This is a genomic window from Amycolatopsis sp. NPDC051758 (genome assembly GCF_044453095.1).
In the GTDB taxonomy this organism is placed as follows: Bacteria; Actinomycetota; Actinomycetes; order Mycobacteriales; family Pseudonocardiaceae; genus Amycolatopsis.
The window spans coordinates 1-10,421 of the sequence record NZ_JBITCJ010000028.1; the positions used below are offsets into that span (position 1 = coordinate 1).

Below are 10,421 nucleotides of genomic sequence, written 5' to 3' on the forward strand. Positions count from 1 at the left end.
CCGGTCCCATTCCGAACCCGGAAGCTAAGCCTGATAGCGCCGATGGTACTGCAACCGAAGGGTTGTGGGAGAGTAGGACACCGCCGAACTTACTTTGATGGAAGGGTCTGGGCCCGGTTGAGACGTAAGTCTCCCGGCCCAGGCCCTTTCTTCATGCCCAAAAAACGGTCGTGTCGTCCACCCAGGCACGCAAGCCGTCCTTCTGTACGCAAGCCGACCGTCTGGGTACGCGAACCGACGGTCGGGGTGCGCGAACCGACTCTCTGGGTACGCGAGTCGACCCTCCAGCACGCGAGTTCCGTCTTCAATCACGTGAATGACGGTCCGGATCACGCGAGTCCCGTCCCCGATCACGCAAAAGCCTCAGACTGAACCCGGCCGAGCCGGCGGCCGCCGCCGCGGCGCGGAACTCGCGTGATCAGAGCCGGAACTCACGTGATTGAAGGCGGATCTCGCGTAATTGGGGAGGAATCACGTGTGATTGGAGGGGCATCACCCGTGATTGAGAGGACGACTCGCGTACCTGGATGGACGACTCGCGTGCCTGGAAGGTCGAGGGAGACGAGAAGGGGGCCAGGAGCGGAGCTCCTGGCCCCCTGGGGCCGAACGTGAGGATGAAGCGGGTTACTTAACGGCGGAGCCGGCCTGCCAGTCGGCCCAGGACTTGGACCAGTCGCCGTACAGGTCCCACACCGGGAGCTGGGGGCCGCCGGAGTTGGTCACCTCCACGACGTCGCCCAAGCCCATGTTCTGGAAGAACCACTCGGCGTTCGCCGCGTTCAGGTTGATGCACCCGTGGGAGACGTTCGAGCTGCCCTGCTGCCCGACGCTGTTCGGGTTCTCGTGGACGAACTCACCGTCGTTCGAGATCCGTTCCGAGAACTTCTCGTTCGACCGGTACGCCTTCGGGTCCGGCGGGCAGACGCCGTACGTGCAGGAGTCCATCGTGTAATTGGCCTGCTTGTCCGAAATGACGTGCGCGCCCAGATGGGTCGGGGTGGCGTCCTTGCCCATCGAAATCGGCATGGACTTCACCATGGCGCCGTTGTGGAAGATCTGCATCTGCTCGGTGTTCCCGTCCGCCTTCGCGATCCAGGAATCGTGCACCTTGTACGTCTCGGTCCGGTCCTCGGCGCCGAAGACGCCGTTTCCGAAATCGACACCGTAGATCTTCGCCGTCACCTTCAGCTGGGTGCCGGCCTTCCAGTAGTCCTTCGGCCGGTAGTGGACGTTGGAGTCGTCGATCCAGTACCAGCTACCCTCCTGCTTCGGTGTCGACTCCACCGTCAGGGCCTTCTCGACCTCCGCCTTGTTCTTGACGGCGATCTTCCCGAAGCTGAAGACGATCGGCTGCCCGACACCGACACCCGTGCTGGACACCGCGGCCGGCGCCGGGATGAGGTTGGCGTTGGCCTGCTTCTTCGGCGCGATCGTGCTGATCTGGTTGTCCTGCTCGATCGGCTTCCCGTCCGCGCCCTGGGCGTGCGCGACGATCTTGTACGTCGAGCCGTAGCCGAGCGGCTCGGTCGAGGTCCAGCTGAGGCCGTCCGTGGCGAGCTTGCCGGCGACCGTCTTTCCCTTGGCCGTGTTGGTCACGGTGACGTCGACGAGCTTCCCGTTGGCCGCCTTGACGACGACCGGCGTCGCCGGGTTCACCGCCGCGCCGCCGGCCGGCTCGAACGTGACCGCGACCGGCGTTGCGGACGGCGACGCCGAATCGGACGCGGAGGCGCCGCCGGGCGTGCCACCGTTGTCATCGGACGAACAGGCGGAAAGCAGCAGTGCTCCGGCGAGGATTCCGGCCACCGAAAGTAAAATCTTCTTGGGGAGCATATTGTCTCTTTTTGGGAAATTGGGATCGGCGGGCATTCGTTATCAAAACTACGCGATAGCGATGACGTTCTTCCCGGCGGATCGGTGCATCGGCGTGACGCGGATCACGTGACGACGAGGCCCGGTGCCCCGTAAAGTCCCGGCCCGCTCACGGAGATCACGTCCAGGAACTCCCGCGCGGCCGTGTACGCCTCCTCCGCCAGTGCTTCGGTGTGCCCGAAATCGAGCGGGTTCACACGTGCCGGCGCCGGCCCCGGCAGGTAGACCACCGGCACCTGCGCGGCCGCGACCGGCGCTTCCAGCACCGCCTGGTTCCGCATGCTGATCATCGCGGTGAACATCATCACCTCGGCGAACGTCCGCGGCGCGCTCGGCAGCTTGCCGGGGAACGCGCAGTCGAGCACGACCAGCGAGCGAGCGCCCATCGTCAGCGCCTGCCGCATCGGGACGTTCGCGACGAGCCCGCCGTCGTAGAGGAGCTTCCCCTCGTGCTCCACCGGCGGGAAGATCCCCGGGATCGCGCAGCTCGCCAGCAGCGGCTCGAGCAGCCGCCCGGACCGGATCAGCAGCGGTTCGGCCGTGTCGACCTGCGTGGTAACGACGCCGAGTGGCAGCGCCAAGTCCTCGAAGCGGGTCTCGGCGCCGAGGTGGTCGGCGATGATCGCCGTCAGGCCGCTGTTGGGGAACAGGTGCGTCTTGCTCTGCGTCAGCGTCCGGACGCGGCTGAGCACGCCGCCCGGGAACGCCTCGTCCCGCGTCATGTGCGCCCAGATGCTCCGCAGCCGCGCCAAGGCGTCGCCGCCGCGCAGTGCCAGGACGGCGGCGTTCAGCGACCCGACCGAGGTGCCGGCCACCAGGTCCGGCGTGACCCCGGACTCGGACAGCGCGCGCAGCATGCCGACCTGCATCGCGCCGAGGCTGCCGCCACCACCGAGGACGAACCCGATCGGCCGGGGAAGATCCGCGAGACTCATACCGCCGAATGTAGTAAGCCCGACTTTCGCAGGTCGTGCCGGGCGTGAAGCCGGCGTTAACCTGCTGGACGTGGCCGAGCTGGAGCTGCGGCATCTCAGGGCCGTCCGCGCCGTCGCGGACGGCGGCAGTGTGAGCCGTGCGGCCACGGTGCTCGGCGTCAGCCAGCCCGCGCTCACCGCGCAACTGAAGCGGATCGAACGGATCCTCGGCGGCGAGCTGTTCGTCCGCGGCCCCAGCGGGGTCCGCCCGACCGAGCTCGGCCGGTTCGTGCTCGCCCGCGCCGACGCGCTGCTGTCCGACATGCAGGCTCTTGTCGCGTCGGCCCGGCAGCACGGCGAGAGCGGCCCCGAAACCCTGCGGATCGGGTACGTGCCGCTGCTCATCATCGGCCGGTTCATCGAGGAGCTGGGGGAGCGGCTGCTCGACGTCGACCTCCAGACCTACGCCGAGCCGGCGTCGCTCACCCTGCTGAAGCTGCTTTCGACCGGCCGGGTCGACGTCGCGCTGCTGGAGCAGTTCGACGGCACGGAGGCCCACCACTTCGCCGGGCTGACCGTGCGGACGCTCGCCACCGAGCCGATCTTCGTCGGGATCGCCCACGGCCACCCGGCGATCCGTGACGGTGTGGTCGACCTCGCGGACCTGGCCGGGTGCGACTGGATCCTGCCGCCCCCGCACGAGAACTGCGTGCGCGTCCGGTTCCTGCAGGCTTGCGCGGCCGCCGGGTTCACCCCGCGCGTGCGGCACTTCACGTCGGAGGCGGGCACCGCGGGCACGCTGATCGCCCAGGGCGCGGTCTGCCTCGCGCAGGCGGCTTCGGCGCCGCCGCCGGGGCTCGTCGCGCTGCCGCTCGCGGGTGACCCGCTGTGGACGACGTTGCTGTTCGCAACCCGGGAGGACGACGCCCGCACACCGGCCACCGACGAGGTGTTCCGGTGCGCCGAAGTCGCGTATGCCGCGTCCCGGCTGCGGAATCCGCACTTCGCGCGGTGGTGCCGGCAGCAGCCGGGGGAGCCCCGGCTCGCCTCCGCCCGATAGGCGGCATAACGCCGGTGTTATCCCCGCTGGGATTACTGCCCGGCGCGGCAACGGGAGAAGCTCACGAAGTCCCCACCTGTTGCCGACAAGGAGCAACGAATGCACTTCAGACGAGCAATGGCGCTCGGTGTGCTGTGCGCGGCCGTCATCGGCCTGCTCTCGCCGCCCGCGTCCGCCGCACCCCGGGCCGCCACCACGCTGCCCATCAGCCAGCTGGTCCAGGAGCAGAACCAATGGTGCTGGGCCGCGAGCGGCCTGACCATCGCCCGGTTCCTCGGTTACGGAGCCGGCGTCAGCCAGAACACCTTCTGCGACTACTCGCGTGGTTACCCGGCCGGGTCGCAGTGCCCCAACCAGCCCGGTGAGCTGACCTACGTCCAGCGCGGGTACCAGGCGCTCGGGCTGCGGCCCGGCTCGGTGACCGGCGCGCTCAGCCTGGCTTCGGTGCAGACCGAGATCGGTGCGCGCCGCCCGATCGAGACCGGCATCTACTGGACGGCCGGCGGCGGGCACGCGCAGGTGATCTACGGCTACGACACCAGCGGGCTGGTCTACTACGGCGACCCGTGGCCGAGCAGCCAGCGCTACAGCGCGATGGCGCACTCGAGCTACGTCCGCAACGGGCAGTTCCAGTGGGCGCAGTCCCTCTACCGGATCGGGGCGTGAGATGAACCTCTTCCGTGGACTCGGTGTCCTGCTCGCGGGCGCCGCACTGGTGATCGGTTTCGGCGGCACGGCGTCGGCTTCGCCTTCCGACGATGCCGTGGCGGCCAAGCAGGCGGTCGCGTCGGCGAACACGCAGCTTTCGGCGTTCTTCGGCCAGCTCGACGCCCGCGCCGGTGTTGCCCGCGCCGATGCCGTGCAGACGCCGAAGGTGGACGGGGAACCGCTGAGCGTCTACTCGCTCGACCCCGCGTTCGTCGCCGGGACGCCCGGTGCGAAGCCGGCGTCGTTCGCCTACTACGCGGTGCGGACGCAGGCTTCGACGGGCCGCCAGGCGACCGTGTGGGTGACCCGGGAAGCGGCCGGCTGGACCGCGACCAACTTCACCACCGGCACCGAGGAGGTGACGTACCCGGCGCAGGCCGGCGCGGACCTCGTGTTCACCGAACCGCAGGTCAACGCGTGGTACCGGGTGCGTGACGGCCGCGTGCTGCCGCTCAACGACCCGGCTCGCCAGCGTGTCGGCGAAGGCGTGACGCTGACGGCGTACCAGCAGCTGGTGCACCGCCTGTACGGCGACAAGCTGCCCGGCTCGGCCTACCGGGCGCAGGGCAAGTTCGGCGGGTACGACCTCGCCGCCGCGGGCCCGGCGCCCGCGCCGGGCCCGGACTCCGGTTCCTGGCCGTTCGTCGCCGGTGGGGCGCTGTTGGCGCTCGGGTTGATCGGCTGGGCCACCGGCAAGGCGGCGCGCGCCCGCCGCTGACGCCGGGAGGGTGCGGCCCGGGCGACCAGGCCGCACCCTCGTGGACTTAGCGCCCCAAGGCGGCCTTGGTTGCGTGAGACGCAACCAAGGCCGCCTTGGGTGCGTGAGACGCACCGAAGGCCACATTGGGGCGCTCTGGTCAGGGCACGCGTTCCGGTTCGGGTTCCGGCTCGGCGGCGGCGAGTGCCTTCCGCTTCTTCAAGCGCAGCAAGAAGAACACACCTACCGCGGCGAGCAGACCCACCGCGATCAGGCCGCCCGTGTTCAGCGCACCCTCGATGCGTTTCGCTGCTTCACCCAGCGCCGCGCCGATGCTGATGTGCACCAGGGACCAGCAGAACGCGCCCGCCGCGGCGGCCGGGAGGAACTTGCGGAACGGCAGGCCGGACGTGCCCGCCGCGGCCGGGGTCAGCGTGCGGATCACCGGCAGGAAGCGGGCGAAGAAGACCGCCCAGGCGCCGCGGCGTTCGAGCACTCCGGTGGCCTTGTCCCAGGCTTCGAGACCGTACTTGCGGATCAGCTTGGTTTCACGCAGCCGTGGCCCGAAGCGGCGGCCGATGAAGTAGCCGAGCGCGTCACCGGCCGTTGCGCAGAGGGTGACCACCGTCCACAGGGCCAGGAAGCGCGCGACGGTGTTCGCCGTGGTCGCGGCGATGAGCAGCCCGGATTCGCCGGGGGCCAGGAACCCCAGCCCGATCGTGCATTCGGCGAACACCAGGCCGCCGGTGGCCGCGACGAGCCCCGGTTCCGGGAGTCCTTGCAACCAGCTGAGGAGGTCCGAAACCAGGGCCATGCGGCCACTTTACCGATCCTTTAAGGATGGTGGGGTGACGTGCGTCACCGCGCCAGCAGGGACGCGGCCTCCTGAGCTGCGGGTCCTTCGACCGCGAGGTGCTGCAGGTTCTCCGGCAGGACCTCGCCGCGGTGGGCCTTCGTCTGCGCGTAAAGGCGTCCAGCGCGGTACGACGAGCGCACGAGCGGTCCGGCCATGACCCCGGCGAAGCCCATCGCCTCGGCGGCCTGGGAGTGCTCGACGAACTCCTCCGGCTTCACCCAGCGGTCCACCGGGTGGTGCCGCGGCGACGGACGCAGGTACTGCGTGATCGTCAGGATCTCGCAACCGGCGTCCACCAGGTCCTGCATCGCCGGAGCGACCTCTTCGGGAGTCTCGCCCATGCCCAGGATCAGGTTGGACTTCGTCACCAGACCGGCCTCACGAGCAGCGGTGATGACTTCGAGCGAACGCGCGTACCGGAACCCGGGGCGGATCCGCTTGAAGATCCGCGGCACCGTCTCCACGTTGTGGGCAAGCACTTCCGGCCGTGAGCCGAAGACTTCGGCCAGCTGCGCAGGATCGGCGTTGAAGTCCGGGATCAGCAATTCGACGCCAGTGCCGGGGTTGAGCGAGTGGATCTGGCGCACGGTCTCCGCGTACAGCCAAGCGCCGCCATCCTCGAGGTCATCCCGGGCCACACCGGTCACCGTGGAGTACCGCAGACCCATCGCCTGAACGGACTCGGCGACCTTCCGCGGCTCGGTGCGGTCCAGCTCAGCCGGTTTACCGGTGTCGATCTGACAGAAGTCGCACCGGCGGGTGCATTGGTCACCGCCGATGAGGAACGTGGCTTCGCGGTCTTCCCAGCATTCGTAGATGTTGGGACACCCGGCTTCTTCGCACACCGTGTGCAGACCCTCGCGGCGCACCAGGCCCTTGAGTTCGGTGAACTCCGGGCCCATCCGCACCCGCGTCTTGATCCACGGCGGCTTCTTCTCGATCGGCGTCTCGCTGTTGCGGACTTCCAGGCGCAGCAGCTTCCGGCCTTCAGGCGCAGCACTCACGGGATCAACCCTACGCCCGTCGCGGGAGCGGTTCCGGCTACGCGGGGTCGGGCGTGACGCCGGTCAACTTCGCCGTCAGGTCCCACAGCGCGGCGCCCAGCGATTCGTTGCGCGCGGCACCCAGCGTGCCCACCCGGACCGGGTATCCGCGCAGGTTGCCGACGCCGCGCGGGGCGAAGTAACTGCCGCCTTCAACGCCGTCGGCGGTCGCCGCGTAGAGCTGCGGGAGCGCGCCGATACGGGCGTTCTGGGCGAACAGCACCTCGCCGATCCGGTGGCCGCCGGCGATGAGCGAGCGCACCACCGGGTTGCTGTACGAGCGCGCCATGCCGCTGCCGAGCCCGGTCGCGGTGTAACCGGGGTGCGCGGCGACGCTGAGGATGTCTTCGCCGGCCGCACGCAGCCGGCGGTCCAGCTCGAGCATGAAGACCTGGTTCGAGAGCTTCGACTGCCCGTAGGCGGCGGCCGCGTTGTAGCGCCGGTGCTCGCCGTTGGGGTCGTCGAGGTGGATGTGGCCGCCGGTGGCGGCGAGGCTCGACAGCGTGACGACCCGGGCGTGCGTCCCGCCGCGCAGGGCCGGCATCAGCAGCCAGGTCAGCGCCGCGTGGCCGAGGTGGTTCGTGCCGAACTGCAGCTCGAACCCGTCGGCCGTGCGGCCGCGTGCCGTCGCCATCACGCCGGCGTTGTTGACCAGCAGGTCCAGCGCGTCACCGGTGCGTTCGCGCACCGACGCGGCGGCCGCGCGCACCGACGCGAGCTCGCTCAGGTCCAGTGGGACGAGCTCGGGTTCGGCGCCCGCGGCGGCCGCGCGGACCTGCTCGAGGGCTTTTGCGCCGCGCTCGGGGGAGCGGCAGGCGAGGAACACGCGGGCCCCCTTGCCCGCGAGCACCTCGGCGGTGCGCAGCCCGAGACCGGAGTTCGCCCCGGTGACCACGGCGGTCCGGCCGGTCTGGTCGGCGATGTCGGCCTCGGTCCAGCGCTGAGTCATGCGCTCACTTAACTCCGGTTAGGCGCTCGGCGCGAGCAGGCGCCGCAGGTGTCCCATCACGGGACGGCGGCGGGCGGGCTCGTCGCGGCTCGTGCGCAGCAGCGCCTCGAGCGCGTGGCCCACCTTGACGATCTCCTCGCCCGGCTCACGCGCGTCGGCCAGCCCGGCCGTGACGGCGAGCATCCGCAGCTCACCCTCGTGCATCCGGCGCAGCGTCGCGTTCCGCTCGAAGGCGCCGTCGAGCACCGCACGCAGTGCCTCGTGCTCCTCGACGGTGGCGCGCCAAGCACGGGTGACGGCGTCGACGTGGTCGCCGAAGCCGTCGGCTTCGTCCGGGTCGGTGACCTCGGCGCGCAGCCGTCCGCTCAGCACCTGCGTCCACTTGTACTGCAGTGCGGTCAGGACGTTTTCCTCGGTGCCGAAGTGCTCTTCGGCGCCCGGGACCTCGTCGAGCGGCAGCGGCGCGCCCGGGTTCCGGGCGGCGAGGCGGACGGTCGCTTCGAGGATTTCCTGACGTCGGTAGAAGTCTGTCCAGCTCATCGTGGGGCTCCCCTTCCGTGGTCCGGGTCATACCGCGGGTCTGCGGCATACTCCCGGTACGGACCTGACCCGGTGAACATACCATGAGTATGGAGAGATCCTCCGGGCGTAAAGTTGTGAAGGTGGCGACAATGAGGTCCAGACGGCTCGACTACTCCGAGTCGACGCGGTCGGCGCTGGTCGACAGCGCGGTGGAACTGTTCACCAAACGCGGTTACGCGGGTACCTCGCTCGACGAGATCGCCAAACGTGCCCGCGTCACCAAGGGTGCGCTCTACCACCACTTCAGCGGCAAGCAAGCGCTGTTCGAGGCCGCGTTCGATTCGGTAGAGAGCCTCGTCTACGACCGCCTCGAGAAGATCATGACCGGCGAAGGCTCCCCCTGGGAGCGGGCGCTGGGCGGGCTCAACGCGTTCATCCGCGCCTGCCTCGACCCGTCCTACCAGCGGATCGCCATCCACGAGGCCCCGGTCGTGATGGGCTGGGAGCGCTGGCGCGAAGCCGAGGAGCGGTGCAGCTTCGGGCTCGTGCGGTCGGGCCTGCAGTCGCTGATCGACGCGGGTGAGGTCGAGCCCGTGCCGGTCGAGGTCACCGCGCGGCTGCTGTTCGGCGCGCTGTCGAGCGCGGCCACCGAGATCGCCAGCTCGCCGGACCCGAAGAAGGTCGGCGCCGAGATCGAGGACGTGATCGTCCGCATGCTGGTCCGGTTGCGGCGCACGGAGCCGGACGTCTCTATAGGCTGACTTTCGTGGACTTGAGGATCTTCACCGAGCCCCAGCAAGGGGCCAGCTACGACGACCAGCTGCGTGTCGCGAAGGCGACCGAAGACGCCGGGTACGACGCCTTCTTCCGCAGTGACCACTACCTGAAGATGGGCTCGGCCGATGGCCTGCCCGGCCCGACCGACGCGTGGATCACCCTCGCCGGCCTGGCCAGGGAGACCAGCCGCATCCGGCTCGGCACGCTCGTCACCGCGGCGACGTTCCGGCACCCGGGCCCGCTCGCCATCTCGGTGGCGCAGGTCGACCAGATGTCCGGCGGCCGGGTCGAGTTCGGCCTCGGCGCCGGCTGGTACGACGCCGAGCACGAGGCGTACGGCCTGACGCTGCCGCCGCTGAAGGAGCGTTTCGACCGCTACGCCGAGCAGCTCGAGATCGTCACCGGCCTGTGGAAGACGCCGGCGGGCGAGACGTACTCGTTCAAGGGTGACTACTACACGCTGAGCGACTCGCCGGCGCTGCCGAAGCCGGCGCAGCACCCGGCGCCGCCGGTGATCATCGGCGGCGGGGGCAAGAAGCGCACCCCGGAGCTGGCCGCGCGGTTCGCCGACGAGTTCAACCTGCCGTTCGCGAGCCAGGAGATCGCGTCCGCGCAGTTCGCGCGTGTCGAGGCGGCGGCACGGGAGATCGGGCGCGACCCGAAGGAGATCCTGCGGTCGGTCGCGCTGGTCATCGGCGTCGGCCGTGACGACGCCGAGGTCGAGCGCCGTGCGTCGGCGATCGGCCGGGACGCCACCGAGCTGAAGGCGAGCGGCCTGGCCGGGACGCCCGCCGAGGTCGTCGACCGGATCGGGCAGTGGCGGGAGAACACCGGGATCACCCGCGTCTACCTGCAGCTGCTGGACATGAGCGACCTGGACCAGATCGACCTCATCGCGGCCGAGGTCGCACCCCAGCTCGACTAGCGCCCCCATGTGGCGGGGGGGGGGGGGGGGCCCCCCCCCCCCCCCAACCGGGGGGGGGGGGGCCCCCAAACAACCAAAGGGGGGGTGTGGGGGTTTTT

At 69.9% G+C, this 10,421-nt stretch carries 11 protein-coding genes and 1 rRNA gene; 6 read left to right on the forward strand and 6 right to left on the reverse strand.

Annotated features, from left to right (window positions below; genetic code table 11):
* Positions 1-89: ribosomal RNA gene (rrf, locus tag ACIA5G_RS53080) — 5S ribosomal RNA — on the forward strand; the annotation flags it as partial.
* 535 nt (positions 90-624) lie between these two features.
* On the opposite strand, the gene ACIA5G_RS53085 is transcribed toward rrf, so the two are convergent.
* A complete protein-coding gene (locus tag ACIA5G_RS53085; protein WP_395938087.1) occupies positions 625-1,833 on the reverse strand; it encodes an Ig-like domain-containing protein in 1,209 nt (402 codons plus the stop codon).
* A 104-nt stretch (positions 1,834-1,937) separates the two neighbouring features.
* The gene (locus ACIA5G_RS53090; RefSeq protein ID WP_395938089.1) at positions 1,938-2,807 is read right to left on the reverse strand and encodes a patatin-like phospholipase family protein; all 870 of its coding nucleotides are present in this window, start codon (positions 2,805-2,807) and stop codon (positions 1,938-1,940) included.
* 70 nt (positions 2,808-2,877) lie between these two features.
* Between ACIA5G_RS53090 and ACIA5G_RS53095 the strand changes: the two genes are divergently transcribed.
* From ACIA5G_RS53095 to ACIA5G_RS53105, 3 genes are all read left to right on the forward strand, one after another.
* On the forward strand, positions 2,878-3,846 hold the full coding sequence (locus ACIA5G_RS53095; RefSeq protein WP_395938091.1) for a LysR family transcriptional regulator: 969 nt from the start codon (positions 2,878-2,880) through the stop codon (positions 3,844-3,846).
* Between the two features lie 99 nt (positions 3,847-3,945).
* On the forward strand, positions 3,946-4,512 hold the full coding sequence (locus ACIA5G_RS53100) for a papain-like cysteine protease family protein (protein WP_395938093.1): 567 nt from the start codon (positions 3,946-3,948) through the stop codon (positions 4,510-4,512).
* Position 4,513: 1 nt separating this feature from the next.
* Positions 4,514-5,272 (forward strand): hypothetical protein, encoded by a 759-nt coding sequence (locus ACIA5G_RS53105; protein ID WP_395938095.1) that lies wholly within the window; start codon positions 4,514-4,516, stop codon positions 5,270-5,272.
* Between the two features lie 139 nt (positions 5,273-5,411).
* Here the strand turns inward: ACIA5G_RS53105 and ACIA5G_RS53110 are convergent, their stop codons facing one another.
* The 4 genes from ACIA5G_RS53110 to ACIA5G_RS53125 are packed head-to-tail and all read right to left on the reverse strand — an operon-like array spanning position 5,412 to position 8,639.
* Positions 5,412-6,065, reverse strand: a complete 654-nt coding sequence (locus ACIA5G_RS53110) for a DedA family protein (protein ID WP_395938097.1) — start codon at positions 6,063-6,065, stop codon at positions 5,412-5,414.
* 44 nt (positions 6,066-6,109) lie between these two features.
* Entirely contained in the window at positions 6,110-7,111 is a 1,002-nt protein-coding gene (gene lipA / locus ACIA5G_RS53115; RefSeq protein WP_395938099.1) for a lipoyl synthase, read from the reverse strand.
* A 37-nt stretch (positions 7,112-7,148) separates the two neighbouring features.
* Positions 7,149-8,099, reverse strand: a complete 951-nt coding sequence (locus ACIA5G_RS53120) for an oxidoreductase (protein WP_395938101.1) — start codon at positions 8,097-8,099, stop codon at positions 7,149-7,151.
* Positions 8,100-8,117: 18 nt separating this feature from the next.
* On the reverse strand, positions 8,118-8,639 hold the full coding sequence (locus ACIA5G_RS53125; RefSeq protein ID WP_395938103.1) for a hypothetical protein: 522 nt from the start codon (positions 8,637-8,639) through the stop codon (positions 8,118-8,120).
* A 131-nt stretch (positions 8,640-8,770) separates the two neighbouring features.
* On the opposite strand from ACIA5G_RS53125, the gene ACIA5G_RS53130 reads away from it, so the two are divergent.
* Entirely contained in the window at positions 8,771-9,382 is a 612-nt protein-coding gene (locus tag ACIA5G_RS53130) for a TetR/AcrR family transcriptional regulator (RefSeq protein WP_395938105.1), read from the forward strand.
* A 5-nt stretch (positions 9,383-9,387) separates the two neighbouring features.
* Complete coding sequence (locus tag ACIA5G_RS53135; protein ID WP_395938107.1) at positions 9,388-10,323, forward strand: LLM class F420-dependent oxidoreductase; 936 nt, start codon at positions 9,388-9,390, stop codon at positions 10,321-10,323.
* Positions 10,324-10,421 lie beyond the last annotated feature (98 nt).